General features: G+C 52.1%; 23 protein-coding genes. All 23 read right to left on the reverse strand.

Going from position 1 to position 22918, the window contains the following annotated elements; genetic code table 11:
- Nucleotides 1-2 precede the first annotated feature (2 nt).
- The gene (gene flgB / locus EVJ26_RS00910) at nucleotides 3-374 is read right to left on the reverse strand and encodes a flagellar basal body rod protein FlgB (RefSeq protein WP_016508220.1); all 372 of its coding nucleotides are present in this window, start codon (nucleotides 372-374) and stop codon (nucleotides 3-5) included.
- 275 nt (nucleotides 375-649) lie between these two features.
- The gene (gene codY / locus EVJ26_RS00915; protein WP_016508279.1) at nucleotides 650-1429 is read right to left on the reverse strand and encodes a GTP-sensing pleiotropic transcriptional regulator CodY; all 780 of its coding nucleotides are present in this window, start codon (nucleotides 1427-1429) and stop codon (nucleotides 650-652) included.
- Nucleotides 1430-1467: 38 nt separating this feature from the next.
- Entirely contained in the window at nucleotides 1468-2838 is a 1371-nt protein-coding gene (gene hslU / locus EVJ26_RS00920) for an ATP-dependent protease ATPase subunit HslU (RefSeq protein ID WP_131456206.1), read from the reverse strand.
- Complete coding sequence (gene hslV / locus EVJ26_RS00925; protein ID WP_131456208.1) at nucleotides 2835-3383, reverse strand: ATP-dependent protease subunit HslV; 549 nt, start codon at nucleotides 3381-3383, stop codon at nucleotides 2835-2837. Before hslV ends, hslU begins: the two co-directional genes overlap by 4 nt.
- An 11-nt stretch (nucleotides 3384-3394) precedes the next feature.
- Nucleotides 3395-4276, reverse strand: a complete 882-nt coding sequence (locus EVJ26_RS00930) for a tyrosine-type recombinase/integrase (protein ID WP_070327502.1) — start codon at nucleotides 4274-4276, stop codon at nucleotides 3395-3397.
- A gap of 187 nt (nucleotides 4277-4463) precedes the next feature.
- On the reverse strand, nucleotides 4464-5771 hold the full coding sequence (gene trmFO / locus EVJ26_RS00935) for an FADH(2)-oxidizing methylenetetrahydrofolate--tRNA-(uracil(54)-C(5))-methyltransferase TrmFO (protein WP_370250772.1): 1308 nt from the start codon (nucleotides 5769-5771) through the stop codon (nucleotides 4464-4466).
- Between the two features lie 2 nt (nucleotides 5772-5773).
- Nucleotides 5774-7870, reverse strand: a complete 2097-nt coding sequence (gene topA, locus EVJ26_RS00940; protein WP_131469609.1) for a type I DNA topoisomerase — start codon at nucleotides 7868-7870, stop codon at nucleotides 5774-5776.
- A 65-nt stretch (nucleotides 7871-7935) separates the two neighbouring features.
- The gene (gene dprA, locus EVJ26_RS00945; protein ID WP_236633997.1) at nucleotides 7936-8730 is read right to left on the reverse strand and encodes a DNA-processing protein DprA; all 795 of its coding nucleotides are present in this window, start codon (nucleotides 8728-8730) and stop codon (nucleotides 7936-7938) included.
- 54 nt (nucleotides 8731-8784) lie between these two features.
- On the reverse strand, nucleotides 8785-9702 hold the full coding sequence (gene sucD / locus EVJ26_RS00950) for a succinate--CoA ligase subunit alpha (protein ID WP_070327506.1): 918 nt from the start codon (nucleotides 9700-9702) through the stop codon (nucleotides 8785-8787).
- A gap of 12 nt (nucleotides 9703-9714) precedes the next feature.
- Nucleotides 9715-10875, reverse strand: a complete 1161-nt coding sequence (gene sucC / locus EVJ26_RS00955; RefSeq protein ID WP_131469610.1) for an ADP-forming succinate--CoA ligase subunit beta — start codon at nucleotides 10873-10875, stop codon at nucleotides 9715-9717.
- A 111-nt stretch (nucleotides 10876-10986) separates the two neighbouring features.
- Nucleotides 10987-11253: an EscU/YscU/HrcU family type III secretion system export apparatus switch protein gene (locus tag EVJ26_RS00960; RefSeq protein ID WP_016508266.1), complete on the reverse strand. Its 267-nt coding sequence runs from the start codon at nucleotides 11251-11253 to the stop codon at nucleotides 10987-10989.
- Nucleotides 11253-12098: a hypothetical protein gene (locus tag EVJ26_RS00965; RefSeq protein WP_131456215.1), complete on the reverse strand. Its 846-nt coding sequence runs from the start codon at nucleotides 12096-12098 to the stop codon at nucleotides 11253-11255. The genes EVJ26_RS00960 and EVJ26_RS00965 overlap by 1 nt, the downstream gene beginning before the upstream one ends.
- 13 nt (nucleotides 12099-12111) lie before the next feature.
- Entirely contained in the window at nucleotides 12112-12867 is a 756-nt protein-coding gene (locus EVJ26_RS00970) for a ribonuclease HII (protein ID WP_236633996.1), read from the reverse strand.
- Nucleotides 12868-12908: 41 nt separating this feature from the next.
- Nucleotides 12909-13769 carry a ribosome biogenesis GTPase YlqF gene (ylqF, locus tag EVJ26_RS00975; RefSeq protein ID WP_131456217.1) on the reverse strand — a complete coding sequence of 287 codons (861 nt, stop codon included), beginning with the start codon at nucleotides 13767-13769 and terminating at the stop codon, nucleotides 12909-12911.
- Between the two features lie 12 nt (nucleotides 13770-13781).
- Nucleotides 13782-14324: a signal peptidase I gene (gene lepB, locus EVJ26_RS00980; RefSeq protein WP_016508241.1), complete on the reverse strand. Its 543-nt coding sequence runs from the start codon at nucleotides 14322-14324 to the stop codon at nucleotides 13782-13784.
- An 80-nt stretch (nucleotides 14325-14404) separates the two neighbouring features.
- Nucleotides 14405-14758, reverse strand: coding sequence for a 50S ribosomal protein L19 (rplS, locus tag EVJ26_RS00985; RefSeq protein ID WP_070327950.1), 354 nt, complete (start codon nucleotides 14756-14758; stop codon nucleotides 14405-14407).
- Nucleotides 14759-14868: 110 nt separating this feature from the next.
- A complete protein-coding gene (gene trmD / locus EVJ26_RS00990; RefSeq protein ID WP_131456219.1) occupies nucleotides 14869-15588 on the reverse strand; it encodes a tRNA (guanosine(37)-N1)-methyltransferase TrmD in 720 nt (239 codons plus the stop codon).
- Nucleotides 15578-16096 carry a ribosome maturation factor RimM gene (gene rimM, locus EVJ26_RS00995; protein ID WP_070327511.1) on the reverse strand — a complete coding sequence of 173 codons (519 nt, stop codon included), beginning with the start codon at nucleotides 16094-16096 and terminating at the stop codon, nucleotides 15578-15580. Before rimM ends, trmD begins: the two co-directional genes overlap by 11 nt.
- A gap of 53 nt (nucleotides 16097-16149) precedes the next feature.
- A complete protein-coding gene (gene rpsP, locus EVJ26_RS01000; RefSeq protein ID WP_021067098.1) occupies nucleotides 16150-16425 on the reverse strand; it encodes a 30S ribosomal protein S16 in 276 nt (91 codons plus the stop codon).
- Nucleotides 16426-16506: 81 nt separating this feature from the next.
- Nucleotides 16507-17847 carry a signal recognition particle protein gene (gene ffh, locus EVJ26_RS01005; RefSeq protein ID WP_070327512.1) on the reverse strand — a complete coding sequence of 447 codons (1341 nt, stop codon included), beginning with the start codon at nucleotides 17845-17847 and terminating at the stop codon, nucleotides 16507-16509.
- Nucleotides 17848-17858: 11 nt separating this feature from the next.
- The gene (locus tag EVJ26_RS01010) at nucleotides 17859-18182 is read right to left on the reverse strand and encodes a putative DNA-binding protein (RefSeq protein ID WP_070327513.1); all 324 of its coding nucleotides are present in this window, start codon (nucleotides 18180-18182) and stop codon (nucleotides 17859-17861) included.
- 96 nt (nucleotides 18183-18278) lie between these two features.
- On the reverse strand, nucleotides 18279-19280 hold the full coding sequence (gene ftsY, locus EVJ26_RS01015; protein ID WP_070327514.1) for a signal recognition particle-docking protein FtsY: 1002 nt from the start codon (nucleotides 19278-19280) through the stop codon (nucleotides 18279-18281).
- A complete protein-coding gene (gene smc / locus EVJ26_RS01020) occupies nucleotides 19277-22834 on the reverse strand; it encodes a chromosome segregation protein SMC (RefSeq protein ID WP_236635471.1) in 3558 nt (1185 codons plus the stop codon). Before smc ends, ftsY begins: the two co-directional genes overlap by 4 nt.
- Between the last annotated feature and the right edge of the window lie 84 nt (nucleotides 22835-22918).

Below are 22918 nucleotides of genomic sequence, written 5' to 3' on the forward strand. Positions count from 1 at the left end.
AATTAACGTCCTCCTCTAATAACGGTTTTAAGTCCACCGAGTCGACGGTTCAATTGTTCCATCATCGCCTCATACTGCAGTTGGTTACGGGCCAGTTCACTCATCTCATAATCGAGATCGACACTGTTCCCGTCACTTCGCATCGCCCCTCCGGCCCGGTCAACGATTTTCGTTGCACTACCGCGGTCACTCGGACGGCCACCAGCTAACTTTAGGCGCATTTCGTTGCTTAACGTCTGTTCGAACACAGCCTGTTTCGCTTTAAAGTTCGGCGTGTCGATGTTCGACAAGTTATGACTGATCACTTTTTGGTTCATGACCGAATGATTGATCGCTTGCTTCATTAATTGATAATCTGTGCCGATCCAATTCATGCGTCTCACTCACTTTCACTTAAAAGAATGCATGTATATACCTTATTTGGAAATTCCACTACTTCATTGAAACAAATCTGTAACAGTTCTGAAAGATATTTTTGTTAAAACAGGTAAATGGTATCGTCTGTTTTTGTCGAATTCACGACATATTCTGAAAATAATTACTTTTGTACTAAAAAAAGACGTTCCTTTTAACAAAGGAACGCCTTTTTGCAACTAAAGTCCTAATTGATAGGACTTTTAGCTATAATCTAACGGATATTCGCTCGATTTTAATTTGATTTCAGTTTCTGCAATTCAAACAAGAAGTTATCATTTAATATCTTGATATACGTTCCTTTCATTCCGAGCGAACGTGATTCGATGACGCCAGCGCTTTCAAGCTTGCGCAACGCGTTGACAATCACAGAGCGAGTAATTCCCACTCTATCGGCAATTTTGGAAGCAACTAACAGACCTTCGTTCCCCCCAAGTTCTTCAAATATATGCTCAATCGCTTCAAGCTCTGAATAAGACAACGAATTGATCGCCATTTGGACAACTGCTTTCTTGCGCGCCGACGCCTCTGCTTCCGCCGCCTTCTCACGGAGGATCTCCATCCCGACGACTGTCGCGCTATATTCTGCGAGAACGAGGTCGTCTTCAGTGAACTCGTTGTTCAGTCTGCCGAGAACGAGTGTGCCGAGTCGCTCCCCGCCACCGATGATCGGGACGATCGTCGTCATCGAATCAAGGAACAGCTCACGGTTCTCGACCGGGAACGCCGTATACTCGCTATCGATGCCGATATTTTCCGTCGTCTCTTTCACGTTGAACAAGTTCGATGCGTACGGTTCAGGGAACTGACGATCAACTAGGAACGCCTTCATCCGCTCGTTCTCAATCTGTTGTTTAATGGCGAAACCGAGCAAGCGACCGCGACGGCTCACGATGAACGTGTTCGCTTCGAGTACTTCACGCATCTTATCTGCCATCTCTTTAAAGTCGACGTGCGCGCTCGCCTCTTGTTGAAGCATCGTGTTCAATTGACGTGTTTTATCTAGTAAGTTCATAATTCTAATTTTCCTCCCTGTATGTGCATACAGAATTCTTATAATATAAATTGACTAAGGTCTCGATCTTCCGCGATCGATCCGACTTTTTCTTTCACATACGCTGGTGTGATCTCGACGTGTGTTTGTGGCATGTCGGCCGCCTCAAACGATAAGTCCTCGAGCACGCGCTCCATGATCGTATAGAGACGGCGCGCTCCGATATCATCAGTTTCTCGGTTGACGTGCGTTGCGATCTTCGCAATCTCTTCGATGGCCGAGTGGGTAAATTCGACGGTGATCTCCTCTGACTCGAGAAGGGCCTTATACTGCTTGATGAGCGCCTGTGACGGCTCCGTCAGAATTTTGACGAAATCTTCCTCGGTCAGGCTACTCAACTCGACACGGATCGGGAAACGACCTTGCAGTTCAGGAATCAGATCCGACGGCTTCGCCATATGGAAAGCACCTGCCGCGATGAATAACACGTGATCCGTTTTGACGGGTCCATATTTTGTGACGACGGTCGAACCCTCAACAATCGGTAAGATGTCTCGCTGCACACCTTCACGAGAGACGCCAGCATGGTCTTGTGACTTCGTCGCGATTTTATCGATTTCATCGACGAAGATGATGCCCATCTGTTCGCTGCGTCGTACCGCCTCGTCATGCACTTCATTCATGTCGAGCAAACTTTCCGCCTCTTCGGCAACGATGAGCGGGCGAGCCTCTCGAACCGGGAGCTTCCGCTTCTTCCGCTTTTTCGGGACGATTTGGCCGAGCATGTCCTGAAGATTCGATAAGCCTTCCATCCCTTGTCCTTGAAACAAATCAACTGTCTGTTTCTCTTCAAGGTTGACCTCGATCAATCGCTCTTCGAGTTCGCCAAGTTCAAGCAACTTCCGTAATTGAGACCGATCAGTCGATTGATCGTCCGTCGGTTCTTGCGTCTTCTGTCCTTGACCGCCAAACAGCGCTTCGAACGGGTTTGCGGCTGTCGGCTCAACTTTAGCCTTACCCTGAAGTGCATCGAGAATACGTTCGGTCGCAGCGGCTTCCGCTGGTTCCTTCACGTCTTCTTTCTTTTCTTCCTTCACGAGGCGAACCGAGTCTTCAACAAGGTCTCGGACCATCGATTCGACGTCCCGTCCGACGTATCCGACTTCGGTGAATTTTGTCGCTTCGACTTTCACGAACGGGGCACCGACGAGCTTGGCAAGACGTCTCGCGATTTCCGTCTTCCCGACACCGGTCGGACCGATCATCAAAATATTCTTCGGTGTGACCTCGTCGCGTAAGTCAGCGCTCAGCTTCTGACGACGGTAACGGTTGCGTAGTGCAATCGCGACCGCACGTTTGGCATCTTTTTGCCCGATGACGAACCGGTCTAACTCAGCTACGATTTGACGTGGTGTCAATTCACGTTTCATTCTGTATCGCCTCCGATCGTTTCTACGATAACTTGGTCGTTCGTATAGACGCATAATTCACCGGCAATCTCTAGGGCGGCGCGAGCAATCTCTTCTGCTGTTTTCTCCGGTGAGTGACGTACGAGAGCGCGTCCCGCTGCTAGCGCGTAATTCCCACCTGAACCGATCGCAAGGATGCCATCGTCCGGTTCGATCACTTCGCCGCTCCCGGACACGAGTAAGAGATGTTCCGCGTCCATGACGATAAGAAGCGCCTCGAGCTGACGAAGCATCTTGTCGCCGCGCCACTCTTTGGCGAGTTCGACTGCCGCTCGCGGTAAGTTCCCGTTATACATCTCGAGTTTTGATTCAAACTTTTCAAATAACGTGAACGCATCGGCCACGCTACCGGCAAAACCGGCCACGACTTTTCCGCCGTATAACCGCCTCACTTTTTTAGCCTTGTTTTTCATGATGACGGCGTTGCCAAACGTGACTTGCCCATCTCCGCTCATCGCACATTTTCCGTCGTGCCGGACTGCGAAAATAGTTGTTGCATGAAACATAGAATGACCCCCTACTTTCTCGGATGTGTGGCTTGATAGACCGCTCGCAAGCGTTCCGTCGATACGTGGGTGTAACGACCGGTCGTCGATAGTGACTCATGCCCGAGCAACTCTTGGACGGCACGTAAATCGGCCCCGCGTTCGAGCAGGTCGGTCGCAAAACTATGACGTAACGAATGCGGTGTTAACGGTTTTTGAAGTCCGCCGAGTTTCCGGAGCCGCTTCATCACGTAACGAATTTGGTCTGTTGTCACTCGATTCCCTTTTTGACTAACGAATAATGCCGTTTCGTGTGCCGCGGCGCAGTTTTGCCTTAACTCAAGGTAATGCTCCAACGCTTCGACGGCAAATTGCCCGAGCGGGATGTAACGTTCTTTCTTGCCTTTCCCGATGACATGAACGAATGAGAGCGCCGCATCATATGACGATATGTCCATGCCACAAAGTTCGGCGACACGCATCCCGGTCCCGTACAACACTTCGACAAGCGCGACATCACGTGCCCGCAGGAACGGGTCGTCTTGGCCGTTTGCCGTCATGAGCAAGTGTTCGACCTCGCTCGGTACGGCAAACGTCGGCAGTGTCTTGCGACGTTTCGGCGACGTCAAGTCATGAAACAGCGGTTCACTCCCGGTTTCTCGAGCCACAAATTTCCCGAACTGTTTGAGGCAGGAGATTTTTTGGGAAACGGTCGTCGTCGCCGCTTCATTCTCGTAAAGGACATATAAATAACGCCGCGCCGACTGCACATCAAATGGCTCTTGATGTGTCGATTGGCAATAAGCGGCGTACTGTTCGAGTGTTTGTTCGTAAGAGCGTTTCGTATGAGGCGACAGTCTTCGTTCGACTTGGCAATAGCGTAAAAATGATTGTTGATCCTCAGCGAATCCCATCCTCTCGCCCCCTTGCTTTCAGCTTAAAAACGCATGTTCCCGTCAAATCGAAATTAGCATAGCATACAGAATCAGAGGTGACAATAGAAACCCCTTCAATAATCTGAAAATTTTCAAAGTATTGTACAAATTACACAATTGAAATTTAAATTCACAAAAAAAGGAACCAAAAATTGGCTCCTTTCCCTTAAATCTCTTTATATTGCTGAATCGTCTCAAGGGCACGATTCGCATAGCGCTCATAGCGTTCTTGCTTTTTCATCTTCTTCGGCGCATCTTCGAGCGACGGCACGAGACCGAAGTTTGCATTCATCGGTTGGAAGTGCTTCCCGTCTGTCGTCGTGATGTAATGCGCCATCGAACCGAGCATCGTCTCGCGCGGGAGGACAAGCAGCTCTTCACCGGCAACCATCTTCGCCGCATTGATTCCGGCGAGTAGTCCTGACGCGGCTGACTCGACGTAGCCTTCGACACCGGTCATCTGACCGGCGAAAAATAGCGTATCGCGAGTACGGGCCTGATACGTCGGTTTCAACAGGCTCGGTGAATTGATGAACGTGTTCCGGTGCATGACACCGTAACGGACGATCTCCGCATTCTCGAGACCTGGGATCAATTGAATGATCCGTTTTTGCTCGCCCCACTTGAGGTGGGTTTGGAACCCGACCAAGTTATAGAGCGTTCCGGCCGAATTATCTTGGCGAAGTTGAACGACCGCAAACGGACGTTTACCCGTTTTCGGGTCTTCGAGTCCGACCGGTTTCATCGGTCCGAACAAGAGCGTCTTCTTCCCGCGTTGAGCGATCACTTCAAACGGCATGCAGCCTTCGAAGTAAATCTCTTTCTCAAACTCTTTGAGCGGTACGACTTCGGCTTTGACGAGTTCTTCGTAAAACAGATTAAATTCTTCTTCCGTCATCGGACAGTTGAGATAAGCCGCCTCGCCTTTGTCATAACGCGACTTCAAGTAGACCTTCTCTCGGTCGATCGTCTCTCCGTCTAATATCGGAGCGGCCGCATCGTAGAAGTATAAATAATCTTCACCGGTGAAAGCTTTCAATGAAGCAGACAAGTCAGGAGACGTGAGCGGTCCCGTCGCCATGATGACGACCCCGTCCGGAATCTGTTTAATCTCTTCGTTGTGTACCGTCACGAGCGGATGATTCTTGAGCGTGTCGGTGACGAAGCCGGCGAAGTCGTGACGGTCGACGGCGAGGGCGCCACCGGCCGGAACGCTTGCCGTATCCGCCGCTTTCAAGATGAGCGAGTCGAGTGTGCGCATCTCTTCTTTTAACACACCGACCGCATTTTGAAGTCCGTTCGCCCGAAGCGAGTTCGAGCAGACCAGTTCAGCAAACTGATCCGTATGGTGCGCCGGCGTCTGTCGGACTGGTCTCATTTCATACAAATCGACTTGAATCCCGCGTTTTGCGAGTTGCCAAGCCGCCTCGGAGCCGGCGAGGCCCGCTCCGATCACAGTTACACGTTGCTGCAAGGTTAATCCTCCTCTAACTGATGTACCTCGGTATGGGTACAGTTCGTGCATTGATATTTGACGCCATCTTTAATCTTTTTCTCAACCATCAACTTACCGCATTCAGGACACGGTTTCGCGACCGGTTTGTCCCATGAGACGAACTCACAGTCTGGATAGTTCGAGCAGCCATAGAACAGGCGACCTTTCTTACTGCGGCGCTCGACGACTTGTCCGTCTTTACAGTTCGGGCACGGGACGCCGATTTCGACTTGAACCGGCTTCGTGTTCGTACAGTTCGGGAATCCAGAACAAGCCATGAACTTGCCGTACCGTCCCATCTTGATGACCATCGGCGAACCGCAGATCTCACAATCGATACCGGCTGGCTCGTCTTTCACTTCAATCTTCTCAATTTCCGATTCGGCCCGTTTCAAACGTTTCTCGAATGACCGGTAAATCGGGGCAACGACTTCCGTCCACTCGACTTCTTCATTGGCAATCGAATCAAGAAGCGTCTCCATGTCGGCTGTGAACTGTACCGTGATGAAGTCGTTAAAGTACTCATCGATCATCTCGATGACAAGTTCTCCGAGCTCGGTCGGAATGAATTTTTTCTCTTCAAGCACGACGTAACCGCGCTTTTGGATCGTATCGAGTGTCGGCGCGTAAGTCGACGGACGACCGATGCCGAGCTCTTCCATCGCTCGGACGAGTCTCGCTTCACTGTAACGCGGTGGTGGCTGTGTGAAGTGTTGCTTCGGCTCGACCGTCTCGAATGCGACCTGGTCGTCGACTTCAAGCGGCGGAAGCAATCCTTCCCGCTCTAAGTTCGTGTCTTCGATATCATCGTCTTTTGACTCGATATACACTTTCATGAAACCTGGGAATTTGACGGTCGATCCGTTGGCACGGAAAATCATGCCGTTCGATTCGACGTCGATTTTCACCGTATCAAGAATCGCTGGCGCCATTTGACTCGCGACCAACCGTTCCCAGATGAGTTTATACAACCGGAGCTGATCCCGTGACAAGTACGCCTTCATCGAAGCCGGGTCACGTAACGCCGACGTCGGCCGGATCGCCTCGTGGGCATCCTGTGCGTTCGCCGCTTTTTTCTCTTTCTGCTTTTGAGAGGCGACGTACTCTGCACCAAACGTCGATTCGATATACGATTTCGCTTCGTCTTTCGCCAAGTCAGAAATTCGTGTCGAGTCGGTACGCATATACGTGATCAACCCGACAGTCCCTTCCTTCTTACCAAGGTCGATTCCTTCGTAAAGCTGTTGGGCGAGCATCATCGTCTTCTTGGCGCGGAAGTTCAGTTTCCGGGCCGCATCTTGTTGGAGTGAACTTGTCGTGAACGGTAGCGATGCGTTACGCTTCCGCTCTTTCTTCGTGACATCGATGACTTTGAACGACTCATCGATCGTCTTGAGGACGGCGTCGGCATCCGCTTCCGTCTTCAACTCCATCTTTTTCCCGTCTTTTCCGTAGAACGATGTCTCAAACGTCTCACCCTCATGGTTGAGCATCAGTTTAATCGTCCAGTACTCTTCCGGGTCAAAGGCGTTGATTTCACGTTCGCGGTCGATGATCATTTTGACAGCGACGGATTGAACACGACCGGCTGACAAACCTTTTTTGACTTTCTTCCATAACAACGGGCTCATCCCGTATCCGACAAGACGGTCGAGAATCCGTCGCGCCTGTTGGGCGTCGACGAGATCGTGATTGATCTTGCGCGGATGTTTAAATGATTCTTTAATCGCATCTTTTGTGATCTCGTTGAAGACGACACGACATTCTGTCGTTTCATCGACGCCGAGGGCACGGGCTAAGTGCCAGGCGATTGCTTCCCCTTCGCGATCCGGGTCAGCCGCGAGAAAAATTTTCGTCGCTTTTTTAGCGGCCGTCTTCAGTTCTTTTAACACTGGGCCTTTTCCACGGATCGTGATGTACTTCGGTTCAAAGTCATGTTCAACGTCGACACCGAGTTGACTTTTCGGTAAATCGATGACGTGACCCATGGACGCTTTGACCGTGTAGTTTGATCCTAAATAACGTTTAATTGTCTTTGCTTTCGCAGGTGATTCGACGATCACCAAATATTTTGCCATACATCTGCTCCCCTTTTGGAGGTCATTTAAATCCCTACCATAATATTCATGTTACCGACCGTTTGTCAACGTGCAATCATCGCACCATTCAAAATTTGGTCCGGATTCGTCAAAGGAATCGCTCCTTCTTCAATCAATTTATTCGGTCCTTCCGCTAACGGATCGAGCGGACTTCCCGGCACCGCAAACACCGTCTTGCCTTGCTCGAGCGCATGACTCACCGTATTCATCGTCCCGCTCTTTCGTCTCGCTTGGACGACGACGAGCCGGTCGCCTAATCCACTGACAATTCGATTCCGTTCTAAAAATTGAAATTTTTTGACAGGTGTTTCCGGAGTGTATTCACTGAGAAGCAATCCTTGTCTCGAGATCTGGTCGAACAGTTGATGATGAGCATGTGGATACATGTGCGAAAAGCCGGAACCGAGGACCGCAATCGTCGGTCGGTTCCGCCTGACTGCCAACTCATGAACGAGTCCGTCAATACCGAGCGCGCCGCCTGAAATCGATACAGTTTCTTCTATTAAAGGGTGTAAATATTCAACGAGCGGTCGACTGATCCGATTCAATTCACGACTCCCGACCAAAGCGGTCGTTTGTTCTTGTAGTACCTCTAAATCGCCCTGATAAAACAAACAGTACGGAGGGTTGGGGATATGTAAGAGCATTCGTGGGAACAATTCGTCCTCCCACGTCAAAAAACGGTCATACGTGACCGTTGAACGGAACGCCCGATTCGCTTTTTTCCATACGTTCGGATGGAACGAATTCCGTTCCGTCAGACCCGGATTTGATAAGTAATGATGGACGAACTCGACTGGCAAACGTTCTGCCGCAAAACGAGCTATTGTTTGATTCATCACAATCTCCTTTAAAAAAATGAGGGATGCGCGCACCCCTCATTCCGATTGGTCTTACGTCGTCGGTTGTCCCGTGACACAAGCATCATACAGACCTTCATTTTTAAGCACACGGATGAGTGTCTCACCGATGACAGCAGGTGTCTCGGCGACTTCGATCCCGTTTGCGTTTAACGTCTTGATTTTTTCAGCGGCCGTTCCTTTTCCACCCGAGATGATCGCTCCAGCGTGGCCCATCCGTTTGCCTTCAGGAGCCGTCTGACCACCGATGAAACCGATGACCGGTTTCGTCATGTTCGCCTTGACCCATTCAGCGGCTTCTTCTTCAGCCGTCCCACCGATCTCGCCGATCATGATGACCGCAAGCGTGTCTTCATCTTCGTTGAACGCTTGGAGCGTGTCGATGAAGTTCGTCCCGTTGACCGGGTCCCCACCGATCCCGACCGCAGTCGATTGGCCGATTCCGGCCGTCGTCAACTGATGGACCGCTTCATAAGTGAGCGTCCCTGAACGTGAGACGATGCCGACATGGCCTTTCGTGTGGATATAGCCTGGCATGATGCCAAGTTTCGCCTCACCCGGCGTGATGATCCCTGGGCAGTTCGGTCCGATCAAACGGGCCGGTTTGTCCTCGAGATAGCGGCTCACTTGGATCATGTCGATGACAGGAATCCCCTCCGTGATACAGATGATGAGTTCGATGCCGCTATCAGCCGCTTCCATGATCGAGTCGGCCGCGAAAGCTGGTGGCACGTAGATGATCGATGCGTTCGCACCTGTCGCCTCGACCGCGTCAGAGACAGTGTTAAACACAGGTACGTTGTCGAGTACGGTCGTACCACCTTTACCAGGTGTGACGCCGCCGACCAGTTTCGTATTATACGCTAACATCTGTTCGCCGTGGAACATACCTTGTTTCCCCGTGATCCCTTGAATGATCACTTTTGTATCTTGATTCACCCAAATACTCATGTCGTTTCCCCCTTATCGAACGAGTGCCGCGATTTTTTCTGCCCCATCATCCATCGAGGTCGCAGAAGTGATCGCAAGTCCAGATTCATCGAGAATGCGTCTTCCCGCATCCACGTTTGTTCCTTCTAAGCGGACGACGAGTGGTAAGTCGAGTCCGATTTCTTTTGTCGCCGCGACAATTCCTTCGGCGATGATGTCACACTTCATGATGCCACCGAAGATGTTGACGAAGATTCCTTTGACTTGGTCATCCGACAAAATCAATTTGAACGCTTCTGTGACTTTTTCTTTTGTCGCACCGCCGCCTACATCAAGGAAGTTAGCGGGTTCGGCGCCATAGTGCTTGATGATATCCATCGTCGCCATGGCGAGGCCGGCACCGTTTACGAGACAGCCGATATTGCCGTCAAGGGCGATATAGCTAAGGTCGTGTTTCGACGCCACGACTTCACGCGGATCTTCTTCCGTCGTGTCACGAAGATCGACGATGTCGGTATGACGATAAAGCGCGTTGCTGTCAAAGTTCAATTTCGCATCGAGCGCGACGACGTTACCGTCTTTCGTCGTGACGAGCGGGTTGATCTCCGCAATCGTGCAGTCCGTCTCGACGTACACTTTATAAAGCTTCATGACCATGTCGCTGAACTTGTTGACGAGTTTAGTCGGCACTTCCATCTTGAAAGCAAGACGGCGCGCCTGGAACGGACGGAGTCCGACGACCGGGTCGACGATTTCTTTATGAATCTTTTCAGGAGTATGTTCAGCGACTTCTTCGATGTCCATACCGCCTTCAGATGAACCCATGATGACAATTCGGCCGATCGAACGGTCAAGCACAAGTCCTAAGTAAAATTCTTGATCGATGGCAGAACCTTCTTCGATATAGAGGCGCTGCACGACTTTTCCTTCAGGTCCAGTCTGGTGCGTGACGAGCGTCTTACCAAGAATCTCTGTCGCATACTGTTTTACTTCCTCATCCGTTCTGGCAAGTTTGACGCCGCCGGCTTTCCCGCGACCACCTGCGTGGATCTGTGCTTTGACTACTTTCAATTCACCGTCTAGCTTGGCGGCTGCTGCAACTGCTTCTTCTACCGTGAAAGCCGGATAGCCCGTAGGTACGGCCACTCCAAACGTTCTAAGCAATTCTTTCGCCTGATACTCATGGATATTCATTTAGTTTCCCCCTTAGTCCCCTTTGATATCGGCATATCTATTGTAACGAAAAACTGAAAGCGCTGTCTATCGTTCTTGCTTTAAGTTTTCATCTTTTTTTCACATCTACCCCTAGACATTTTCGATTTTACCTTGTTCCATCTGATAGAGAAACACAAAAAGTTCAGCGATCACTTGATACAAGTCGTCCGGAATATGCTCTTCGATCTGTAACGCCGACAGGAGTGACAACAGCGCCGGGTCTTCATGGATCGGGATACCGTTCTCTTGTGCGAGGGCGAGCATCCGTTCGGCGACGAGGCCGCCGCCCTTCGCGACGACGCGCGGAGATTCCATCGATTGTTCGTAAGACAAGGCGATTGCTTTTTTACGGTCCATCATACATGAAAATCCACCTTTCCTAACGGGGCGAACGTCTCGGGGAGCGATTCTTGTCTCACTTCGAACGAGAATCGGGACAGTTCATAGCCGTTCGCTTTGAGCGCACTGCCGAGCAGCGGCTCGTACGCTTTGATGAACGGGGACAAGTCATGTTGTTCGTTGAATACTTTTACGGTGACGTGCCGCTTTTGAACGAGCAGGTCGATGCCCGTCTCGCCGAAGCGAGGCGTTTCTAGAAATAAGACGATACGGGCATGGTCTGCGTCGATCATCTCGCTTTTCGGGGCCTCAAGCCGAAACCTGACTTGTTCGAACGGTCCTAATTGCGGTATGTGAAATGCTTGGACGACGAACGGCGGCGTCTGGACCGCGTTGAACGTCTCTTGGGCCCGCACGAACTGTTCAAACTTCGGGTCGCCTTTCGCCTTGAAAAGTTCCCCGACGAGCTGTTTGACGTCAGTTCCCGCCCCGCTCTCGAGCAGTTGCCGTCCCATCGCTTTGACGGATTCCGGTGTCTGGATGGCCTCTTTTGAGAAGCGGCCGAGTTGTTCAAGGAGTAACGTCACCGGTGTCTTCCCGGTCTGGGCCGGTTCCGCCGTAGGCGGCATCACTTTCAGGACGAGTTTCGGCTCGAGCTCGGTGACGACCATCTTATACGTGACGTTCTCTTTAACGTCTGCGTTCACCCCGACCCGGAACAGTCCTTGCGGCAGTTGCATGACCGCTTCGTTCCCGGGCAAGAGCTGGAGCACCCTGCCGACGACCGTGTTGCCGACGAGCAGCTGACGCGACGTCTGTTCGGTGACTTTGAACGGCAGGACGCCTTGGTGATCGATCCGCATCGGGCTCCCCCTTTCATATCATATGTTTAATCGGTGCGAACGACTTGCGATGAATCGGTGTGATGCCGCGCTCGTTCAACGCGTTCAAATGAAGTTCCGTCCCGTAGCCGGCGTTGCGTTCGAAACCGTATCCCGGATACGTCGCGGCGAACTCTTCCATCATCTTGTCGCGGACGACTTTGGCGACGACGCTCGCCGCCGCGATCGAGACGCTCAACTCGTCCCCTTTGATGAGCGACGTCTGCGGCAAATCGAGCTCGAGTGTCATCGCGTCAATCAAGAGCGCGTCGGCCCCGTCAAGCTGTCGGACCGCCTCGGTCATCGCGAGCTTCGTCGCTTCATAAATATTGATTTGATCGATCACTTCCGCGTCGACGATTCCGACCCCGACGAATGCCTCGTCGAGGATCGTTGCGTACGCTCGTTCCCGCGCCGCTTTCGTCATCTTCTTTGAATCGTTCAGTCCCGGGCTGTAAAAATCGTCCGGCAAGACGACGGCCGCCGCGACGACAGGACCCGCGAGCGGTCCCCGCCCGACCTCGTCGATGCCAGCGACCAACTTGAAGCCTTGCTGTTTCAGCTCGGCCTCATACTGCAGGCGACGTGTATAGTCGTCCCGCTCGTCCCGTTCCGCGTCAAACCGTCTCTGACGTTGCTGCAGGAGCGCCTGGACGCCCGCGCGCGGGTCATCCTTCAGTTCGGCCCGGACATCGTCCCACTCTTCATATCGGACGGTTTTTAGCCGTTGTTTAATCTCTTGAATCGTCACGATCTGCCTCCTATCCAAAAAAGCCCTGTTTTCACAGGACTTCACGCCATATTATGATCTGCCGGCGTCTCAAGCGAGACACGTCCGATCTTCTCATGACGAAGCTCGTTCAATAATAGTTCGCTCGCTTTTTCGAAATCGACGTAGCCGCCGCTGAGAAGGCCACGTTTTTTTCCGATCAACTCGAGCAGTTCGACCGCGTCTTCCGGCAAGTCGTCGAGTTTAAACCGCTCTTTCAACTGTTCCGGGTAACGACTGCGTAGTTCACGCGCTGCATACATCGCGATGTCATCGAGGTTTAAAATGTCGTCTTTGATCGCACCCGTAGCAGCTAAGCGATATCCGACCATCTGATCCTCGAACTTCGGCCACAGAATACCAGGCGTGTCGAGCAGTTCCATCTCGCCGCCTTTCATCTTGATCCATTGCTGCCGTTTCGTCACACCAGGACGGTCCCCGGTGATGGCGATGTTGCGTCCGGCGAGCCGGTTGATCAGTGTCGACTTCCCGACGTTCGGGATGCCGATGATGAGGGCACGGATCGGGCCAGGATTACGGCCTTTCTCACGCATGCGGTCGTGCTTGTCTTTCATGAGCTTCTCTGCGCCCGTCATGAGCTGCTTTAAGCCTTTGCTATGCTTCGCATCGACGGCGACGACTTCGATGTCGTCACGCTTCAGGGCGCGCATCCAGGCGTCGGTGACGGCTTGATCGGCCATGTCAGCCTTGTTCAACACGATCAGCCGCGGTTTACCCGCCGTGATCTCATCGACCATCGGATTTCGGCTCGATTGCGGAACACGTGCATCGACGAGTTCGATGACGACGTCAATCAGTTTTAACTTTTCTGTTACTTGTCTTCGCGCCTTGGCCATGTGGCCAGGGAACCATTGAATTGCCAAAAAAACACCACCCTATTCTTCTACCGTCCCAAAGTCACCCATCGGCCAGAACACAAAGTTCGTTTTGCCGACGACGCTTTCTTTCGAGACAAAGCCAATTTCACGGCTGTCTTTCGAGTTTTGTCGGTTATCTCCCATAACGAAGTATGAGCCTTCCGGTACGACCGCTTCGCCTGTCACTTGTTCGAGCGTAAAGTTCTCGGTTAGAGGAAAGCCGTTCATTTGGGCTTGAAAATCCTCTAAATACGGTTCTTCGACTGCTTCTCCGTTCAAGTAGAGCGTATCGTCCCGATATTCGAGCGTATCGCCAGGAATGGCGATGACGCGTTTAATATAGTCCTTTGATTCAGTCGCATGAAAGACGATAATATCGCCCCGGTCGAGTTCACCGACGTAGTTAGAGATTTTGCTGACGATCATTCGATCGGCGTTTTGGAGCGTCGGCATCATCGACTCACCTTCGACGATGACAGGTACAAAGATGAACGTCCGGATCACGAACGCGATGACGAGCGCCACTACGATTGCTTTAAGCCAACTGAACACTTCTTTCAACTTGCCTCACTCCTCTGTCCGTTTGAACTTATTGTACTAGAAAAAAAGAAGCTTGTCGCAAGCGACAAGCTTTCCCCATCTTAACGACGGATTTCTTTAATACGTGCTGCTTTACCGCGAAGGTTGCGGAGGTAGTAAAGTTTCGCACGGCGAACTTTACCGTAACGAACGACTTCGATTTGCGCGACACGCGGTGAGTGAAGCGGGAATGCACGCTCAACACCTACGCCGTAAGAAATCTTACGGACTGTGAATGTTTCGCTGATGCCGCCACCTTTACGCTTGATGACTACGCCTTCGAAGATCTGGATACGCTCACGCGTTCCCTCTACGACTTTAACGTGGACACGTACTGTGTCACCAGGACGGAAAGCAGGGACGTCCGATTTGAATTGTTCTTCTGTGATTTCACGGAACAGTTTTTGTGCGTTCATGAATTGATCTCCTTTTTCTTCAATGTTCATATCTTCGTTTGCCTCGGCATCCAATAGCGGAACATCGGTAATCGGTGGGGCTAACCCACATGCTCAAACATAGCATATTTTTATGAATCGCGCAACGATTCGATGAAGTTTTTATCGGCCGGCGACAGAGCGATTTGGTCTAACAGTTCCGGTCGACGCCTGAACGTTCGTTCGAGCGAACGCTCGCGGCGCCACGACTCGATTTTGGCGTGATTGCCCGACAACAGGACGTCCGGGACTTTGAGGCCGCGGAAGTCAGCCGGTCTCGTATAATGCGGATACTCGAGGAGCCCGGTCGAAAACGAGTCATCCTCGTGGCTCGCTTGATCGCCGAGCACTTCCGGGATGAGGCGGACCGTCGCGTCGATCATGACCATCGCCGCGAGTTCCCCACCCGTCATCACGAAGTCTCCGATCGACACTTCGTCTGTCGCGAGTTCGTCGTGGATCCGTTGGTCGAATCCTTCGTAATGGCCGCATAAGAAAATCAAGTGCTCTTCGTTCGCCCACTCTTCGGCGACACGTTGAGTGAACGGTCGCCCCGTCGGCGTCGTCACGATGACGCGCGGCTTCGACTTCGCGAGCGAATCGAACGCATCAAACATCGGCTGCGGCGTGAGTAGCATCCCGGCGCCGCCTCCATACGGAGCATCATCGACTTTATGATGTTTGTTCGTCGAGAAGTCACGGAAGTTCGTGAACGTTACTTCGACTTGGCCGAGTGTCCGGGCACGCCCGACGATCGAATGATCGAGCGGGGCGAACATTTCCGGGAACAAGGTCAAGACATCAATTTTCATCGTCGATCATTCCAGGGATCGGCGTGATGATGACACGTTTCGCTTCGACGTCGATGTCTTTGACGACCGACTCGATGTACGGGATGAGCGCATCCGTCTTGCCGGGGCGCTTGATGACCCAGACGTCGTTCGCGCCATTGGTCTCAAAGATGTCCTCGACGACACCGATCACTTCTCCGTCGACGACGGCCTCGCATCCGATGATCTCGTGGTAGTAAAATTCATGCTCCGGAAGCTCGTGGACGTTTCCGGCATGGACGTAGAGCGACATCCCTTTGTACTTCTCGACGAGATTGATGTTGTCTAGCCCTTTGAACGTGACGAGATGGAACTGTTTGTGCGGACGATACGTCGTCACTTCGAGCGGCATCTTCTTCCCGTCGACGTCAAGGTAGAGCGTCTCACCAATTTTAAAGCGTTCTTCTGGAAAATCAGTCGCGGCGAGCAACTTCAATTCCCCTTTTAAACCGTGCGTGTTGGCGATTTTGCCTACGTTTAACCAATCCATCATAAAACCTCCTCAAAAAAATAGGCCGACCTCATAAAAGGTCGGCCACAGGGTTACTTCGCGTTTTTCGCGTTGTGGAATTTCTCCATGATCCCTGCTTTAGAGAACAAGTTGCGGACTGTGTCAGATGGCTTCGCGCCGTCTGCCAACCATTTGAGCGCGAGTTCTTCGTTGATGCGAACTTCTGCTTCTGGTTTTGCAACCGGGTTGTAGTGACCGAGTTGTTCGATGAAACGGCCATCACGTGGTGAACGTGAATCTGCTACAACGATCCGGTAAAAAGGTGATTTATTTGCGCCCATGCGCTTGAGACGAATTTTAACTGCCATGGTAATATACCTCCATTATGTGTTTAAGAATTGACAACTTTAATAGTATACTGCTTTTTTGCCTGACTGACAAAAGTTTTCTTAGAAGAACGGAAGGCCGAGACCTTTTTTCTTCCCTTTCATTTGTCCTGACATCTGCTTCATGAGCTTCTTCATGTCATCGAACTGTTTGATGAGACGGTTCACTTCCTGGATGGAACGACCGCTCCCTTTTGCGATCCGCTTGCGACGACTGGCGTTGAGCACTTCAGGATTCGTGCGCTCATGCTTCGTCATCGACCGGATGATTGCCTCGACATGATCGAGTTGCTTCTCGTCGATTTGGACGTTCTTCAACCCTTTCATCTTACCTGCACCAGGTAACATCGAGAGTAATTCATCAATCGGGCCCATGTTTTTCACTTGACCCAATTGCTCGATAAAATCATCGAACGTGAACGATGCATCACGAATTTTGCTTTCAAGCTCTTTCGCGGCATCTTGGTCCATTTGTGACTCCGCTTTTTCGATGAGCGTGAGCACGTCACCCATTCCAAGGATCCGTGACGCCATGCGCTCCGGATAGAAAGGTTCGAGGGCATCCAACTTTTCACCGAGACCGACGAACTTAATCGGCGCTCCCGTGACTGCCTTGATTGAAAGGGCTGCCCCACCACGTGTATCACCGTCGAGTTTTGTCAACACGACGCCGGTAATTCCGAGCAAATCATTAAAGCGATCGGCCACGTTGACCGCATCTTGACCCGTCATCGCATCGACGACGAGGAAGATTTCATTCGGTTTGGCGATCGTTTTCACATTTTCGAGTTCGCCCATGAGCGTCTCGTCGATATGAAGACGACCGGCCGTATCTATCAACACGAAATCGTGATGATTAACTTTGGCGTGCTCGAGCGCTTTTGTGACGATTTCTTCCGGCGTCACTTGATCGCCAAGTGAGAACACCGGTAAATCGAGTTGCTTGCCGAGAGTCTCGAGCTGTTTGATGGCCGCCGGCCGATAAATATCAGCAGCGACGAGAAGCGGACTCCGATTATGCTTTTTGCGAATCAAGTTCGCGAGCTTTCCGGTCGTCGTCGTCTTACCCGCACCTTGTAATCCGACCATCATGACGACTGTCGGTGGTTTTGAACTAAAGGTGATCGGGACGACATCACTCCCCATCAAGGTTGTTAATTCTTCATGAACGATCTTGACGACTTGTTGTCCAGGTGTCAACGATTTCATGACGTCTTGGCCGATTGACCGTTCTTTCACGTCGTTGACGAACTGTTTGACCACTTTGAAGTTAACGTCGGCCTCAAGGAGCGCGAGACGAACTTCTCTCATCATCTCTTTGACGTCTGCTTCGGAAATCTTACCTTTCCCCCGCATTTTCGCCAATGTCGATTGCAACCGTTCTGATAATCCTTCAAATGCCATGCTTCAGCCCCCTACTCTAAATTCTCAAGCGCCGAAACCGTCTCCGTCACGTCGGGCATTTGCTCGACTTGACGTCTGAGCGTTTGGAGAAGCAGTTGCCGTTGCTCGAATTTCTCGAACAGCTCCAGCTTTTCTTCATACTGCTCAAGCATTGCTTCGGTACGCTTTATGTTATCGTAGACCGCTTGACGGCTGACTTCAAACTCTTCCGCAATCTCTCCGAGCGAGTAGTCATCTAGGTAATAAAGAGACATGTAGTTGCGCTGTTTCGGCGTGAGAAGCGCTTGATAAAAATCGAATAAGTAGTTCATTCGATTCGTCTTTTCGAGCGACATACCTCTCACCTCCACATGTTAAGTGAAATCCCTTTACAACTAACAATAGTACAGCCGTCCTAACGTCTTGTCAAGTTTTTTTCTTAACAGTGAAAGTTAGGCGAGGTCATCGTTTGTCTGGTTTTTTTCTTCAAATACGTCACCGAATAGTCCGAGGACGAACTGCTCTGGGTCGAACGCCTGTAAATCATCAATTTTTTCACCGAGACCGACGTATTTGACCGGAATATCGAGCTCGTTTCTGATCGCGAGGACGATGCCGCCTTTGGCCGTCCCGTCTAACTTCGTGAGCACGATCCCGCTCACGTTCGTCGCTTCCTGAAACGCCTTCGCTTGAAGCATCGCGTTCTGTCCCGTCGTCGCGTCTAACGCGAGCAAGACTTCGTGCGGACCGTTTGGCACTTCGCGTTCGATGACCCGTTTCACTTTCTCGAGCTCTTTCATCAAGTTGACCTTGTTTTGGAGTCGTCCTGCCGTATCGCAAATCAAGACGTCGACCCCGCGTGACTTCGCGGCTTGGACAGCATCAAACACGACCGCGGCCGGATCTGACCCTTCCGCTTGGCGAATGACGGGGACACCGGCACGTTCACCCCATACTTGCAGCTGGTCGATCGCGCCGGCCCGGAACGTATCGCCCGCCGCAAGCATGACCGAACGACCTTCTGCTTTCAACTGATGGGCGAGTTTTCCGATTGTCGTCGTCTTGCCGACACCGTTCACACCGACGAACAAGATGACCGTCAACCCGTCCTGCATGTTCAACTCGCGGTCTGACTCGTCTTCTTGTAGACGTTTCGCCACGACTTCGACGAGGGCGTCGCGGACGGCGACCGGATCTTTCAAATTGCGACGCTTCACTTCTTCTTTTAAATCCTCGACGAGGTCCATCGTCGTCGTCACGCCGACGTCCGCCTGGATGAGCAAATCTTCAAGTTCATCGAAGAAGTCCTCATCGACTTCACGGAACCGATAGACGAGGTCGTTGACGGCGCTCGCGAACCCGTCACGTGTTTTCGTCAATCCGTCTGTAAATTTTTGCGACACCTCTTGGGTCGAGGTCGTCAATTTATCTTTTAATTTTTTGAAAAAACTCAAGTCAATTCCTCCATCTCTTCTTCTGTCTCGACGACACGTTTCGCTTCTGATAATTCGACCGAAAGTACCTCCGAGACACCGTTTTGTTGCATCGTCACGCCATAGAGCGTGTCGGCCGCCTCCATCGTCCCTTTACGGTGGGTGATGATGACGAACTGTGTATCGATTGACAACGTGCGGACGTATTCACCGAACCGGTGGACGTTCGCCTCGTCGAGCGCTGCTTCGACCTCGTCGAGCACGCAGAACGGGACAGGGCGCGTCTTTAAAATCGCAAATAAGAGCGCGATGGCGGTCAGTGCCCGTTCGCCACCAGACAACAGACTTAACGTCTGTAACTTTTTGCCGGGCGGTTTGGCGACGATGTCGATCCCTGTGTTTAATAAATCGGTCGCATCGACGAGTTTAAGGTCGGCCTCGCCGCCTCCGAACAGTTCTTTGAACGTCTGTTTGAAATGCGCACGGACGGTCGCATACGTCTCGTTGAACAACCGTGTCACTTCTCGGTCCATTTCGGAGATGACGTCGTACAGGTCCTGTTTCGCATTGACGAGATCGTCTCGCTGTTCAGACAAGAACGTGAACCGTTCATTGACGAGTTCAAACTCTTCGATCGCACTCAAGTTGACCGGTCCGATCTCCTCGATTTGACGGACGAGCAACTTGAACTCTTCTTTCGCCTCGTCGAGCGGGATCGATAATACCGGGAGCAGGTCGTAGACGAGTCCACGTTCTTCGAGGGCGTCTAGTTTCCACTGCTGTTTCAACTCGAGTTCATTCGCCTCAGTTTCAAGCTTACGGACGTCGGCCTCGAATTGGCGGCGAACGTCCGTCGCCTGCTGCTCACGCTGCCTGAGGATACGGTGTGACTCTTCCTCTGTTTTCAGCGTTTGCGACTGCGCTTCAATTCGCCCTTTCAACACTTTCATCCGCTCCGTCGCCTCGTCATGCTCGATTCGAAGTTCCGCGGATGAGACGATTCGTCCGCTTTCGAGCCGCTCGAGTTCGTGTTTGATTTGATCGAGTCGGGTCGTCTGTTTGTCGACTTCGGCAACGAGCCGTTCGACTTCCGTATTCACCCGATCCAGGTCAAGCGTATGACGTTGCAGGTCGAGCTCGTTTAGACGGATTGCCTCTTGCAATTGCCCCGTCGTCTCCGCGCCTTTCGCCTGCTCCGCACGCAACTGCTCGAGCTCTGTCCGCAGCGACGTCTGCAACACTTCCGTCGCCTCGAGTTCACTTGCGAGGCGCGTCAATTCTGCCGAAGATGTTTCAATCGTATGCGTATAGCGATTCATCTCGTGATCGAACAGTTCGAGTTGTGCTTTCGCGTCCTGGGTCGTCCGCTCTAATTCCCGGAACGAGGTCTCTAACGCCCGAAGCGTCTCTTCCTCTTGCCGTTTCCGTGTTCTGAGCGCGTGGAGCGACTGTTTGAGACGACTCGTCTCCGCTTCATACTCGGTCACACGAAGCTGCTGTTCGTGCAGCATGGCCAACCCTTGCGTCAATCCTTGTTTCAAATCATCGAGCTCTCTTGACTGGGTGAACAGGGCGACGCCTTGTTTCCGGCTCCCCCCTGTCATCGAACCACCGACATTGACGATATCGCCGTCGAGCGTGACGATCCGGTAGCGATAGCCCGTCGTCTGAGCGATCCGGTTCGCGACCTCGAGCGTCTTGGCCACGATGACGGCCCCGAGCAAGGACCGTTTCAATTTGTCAAACAAAGGTTCCGTCGTCACGAGATCGGATGCGATGCCGACGAAGCCATCCATCGCCTCGAGACGATGGGCGACCTCGCTCGGGATAAAGCGCTCTTTCACCGTCGTCATCGGGACGAACGTAGCCCGCCCGGCATTAGCCCGGCGCAACTTGTCGATCTCGCGGCGTCCGACCGCTTCATCTTCAACGACGACGTGTTGTTGCGTTTGACCGAGTGCCGTCTCGATGGCGGCCTCATATGATGGGAGCACTTGAATCAGCTCTGCAACCGCTCCGAGCACGCCGCTCGCACGGTCTTTCAATACGAATTTGACGGCATGGAAATACCCTTCATATGACTGCTTCATCCGCTCTAACATGTCGATCCGGTCTTCGGTCTTTTGACGGCGCCGGTCGAGGTCATGATACGATTGTTCGGCTCGCGACAACTTTTCTCGGAGCGCGACTTCCTTAGCGACCAATGCTTCTTCTTCGGCCAACAGTTCCTGCCAAGCCGTACGTACCGCTTCAAGACGATCTCGGTTTGCATCGAGCGAGGCGGTCTGTTCGGTTCGAACATCAAGCCGGTCCTTGTTCTCACGCAGGAGACGTGCTTTCGCTTCCTTTGCCTGCTCGATGTCACGTCGTTCCCGTTTCTGTTGGTTGCTGAGCGTGGCTCGTGTCGTTGCTAGTTCGAACGCTTCACTTTGAAGCTGTTCGATCTCCGCGTTGAAATCGCGAGTCGCCGCCGTAAGCTTCCGCGCGAGCTCGTCACGTGTCGCCTCAACGGTCTGCAACGCTTCTGACTTCAAAGCTTTGTCCGCTTGAGCGACCGACAATCGCGACTGCAACTGCTCTGTCTCTTCGACCAACTCCGCACGTTGGCGCTCGAGTCGTTCTTTCGTCTCTGCCCCATGCTCTTCTCGCGCTTTGGCGAGTTTAATATCTCCTGAGAGCCGTTCGAGCTCAGTCGCTTGAAGACGCTCATCCTGATGGAGCGTCTCGAGGACGGCACGATGCTCAGTCAATGTTCCCTCGAGCGCAGCCCGTTCGGTGACGAGCGCGTTCAGCGCCGCTTCTTGGTTGCGTAACTGTTCTTCTGCTGCCGTCTGTTGTGTTGTGGCGAAAGTGATCTTCGCCTTGAGCTCAGTGATCTCGGCACCGAGAATCCCGGTCTCGAGGTCGTCATGCCGTGCCTTGGCGACTTGGAACTCTCGAGCGAGTGCCGCTTGTTCACGAAGCGGTTCGACCCGGTCGGCAAGTTCGTATAAGATATCGTCGACGCGCGACAAGTTCAACTCGGTGTCTTGCAACTTTCGTTCCGCTTGTTTTTTGCGTTGGCGGTACTTCAGCACGCCGGCCGCTTCTTCAATGACGGCGCGACGATCTTCCGGTTTACCCGAGATGACTTGTTCGACCCGTCCTTGCCCGATGATCGCAAACGCGTCACGGGACAAACCCGTATCCATGAACAAGTCGATGACGTCTTTCAGGCGGCACGGCTTTTTATTCATGAAATAGTCGCTGTCGCCACTGCGCGTCACGCGTCTCGTCACGCTCACTTCTTCATATGGCAGGCGCAAGTGCGCATCGCTATTATCTAAAACGAGCGTCACTTCGGCGACGTTGCGGTGGTTCTCGCCTTCGCTACCGGCAAAGATGACATCTTCCATTTTCGCCCCACGGAGCGATTTGGCCGACTGTTCGCCGAGTACCCAGCGAACAGCGTCCGATATATTTGATTTCCCGCTCCCGTTCGGTCCAACCACGGCTGTCACGCCGGGACGGAAATCTAGTTCAATCCGCTTGGCAAACGATTTAAAGCCAGCGAGTTCGATTCGTTTTAAGTGCATCGTGACCATCCTATCCTAAGTAAGCATTCATTCGTTTATTTTACCACAGTTGCTAGTTCGTCAAAATGCTAGAATCATGCTATT

Origin of the sequence: Exiguobacterium sp. SH3S1 (genome assembly GCF_004337105.1) — a bacterium.
Classification (GTDB): Bacteria; Bacillota; Bacilli; order Exiguobacteriales; family Exiguobacteriaceae; genus Exiguobacterium; species Exiguobacterium aurantiacum_A.

Coding starts and splice junctions, on each gene's coding strand:
- sucC (WP_131469610.1), bottom strand. CDS start 10,875: ATGAATATCCATGAGTATCAGGCGAAAGAATTGCTTAGAACGTTTGGA.
- hslV (WP_131456208.1), bottom strand. CDS start 3,383: ATGTTTCATGCAACAACTATTTTCGCAGTCCGGCACGACGGAAAATGT.
- hslU (WP_131456206.1), bottom strand. CDS start 2,838: ATGAAACGTGAATTGACACCACGTCAAATCGTAGCTGAGTTAGACCGG.
- rplS (WP_070327950.1), bottom strand. CDS start 14,758: ATGAACGCACAAAAACTGTTCCGTGAAATCACAGAAGAACAATTCAAA.
- ffh (WP_070327512.1), bottom strand. CDS start 17,847: ATGGCATTTGAAGGATTATCAGAACGGTTGCAATCGACATTGGCGAAA.
- sucD (WP_070327506.1), bottom strand. CDS start 9,702: ATGAGTATTTGGGTGAATCAAGATACAAAAGTGATCATTCAAGGGATC.
- EVJ26_RS00960 (WP_016508266.1), bottom strand. CDS start 11,253: ATGGACCGTAAAAAAGCAATCGCCTTGTCTTACGAACAATCGATGGAA.
- EVJ26_RS01010 (WP_070327513.1), bottom strand. CDS start 18,182: ATGTCGCTCGAAAAGACGAATCGAATGAACTACTTATTCGATTTTTAT.
- EVJ26_RS00930 (WP_070327502.1), bottom strand. CDS start 4,276: ATGGGATTCGCTGAGGATCAACAATCATTTTTACGCTATTGCCAAGTC.
- smc (WP_236635471.1), bottom strand. CDS start 22,834: ATGCACTTAAAACGAATCGAACTCGCTGGCTTTAAATCGTTTGCCAAG.
- rpsP (WP_021067098.1), bottom strand. CDS start 16,425: ATGGCAGTTAAAATTCGTCTCAAGCGCATGGGCGCAAATAAATCACCT.
- codY (WP_016508279.1), bottom strand. CDS start 1,429: ATGAACTTACTAGATAAAACACGTCAATTGAACACGATGCTTCAACAA.
- topA (WP_131469609.1), bottom strand. CDS start 7,870: ATGGCAAAATATTTGGTGATCGTCGAATCACCTGCGAAAGCAAAGACA.
- EVJ26_RS00965 (WP_131456215.1), bottom strand. CDS start 12,098: ATGCGGATCGATCACCAAGGCGTCCTGCCGTTCAAAGTCACCGAACAG.
- rimM (WP_070327511.1), bottom strand. CDS start 16,096: ATGGATTGGTTAAACGTAGGCAAAATCGCCAACACGCACGGTTTAAAA.
- flgB (WP_016508220.1), bottom strand. CDS start 374: ATGAATTGGATCGGCACAGATTATCAATTAATGAAGCAAGCGATCAAT.
- trmD (WP_131456219.1), bottom strand. CDS start 15,588: ATGAAAATTGATGTCTTGACCTTGTTCCCGGAAATGTTCGCCCCGCTC.
- dprA (WP_236633997.1), bottom strand. CDS start 8,730: ATGAATCAAACAATAGCTCGTTTTGCGGCAGAACGTTTGCCAGTCGAG.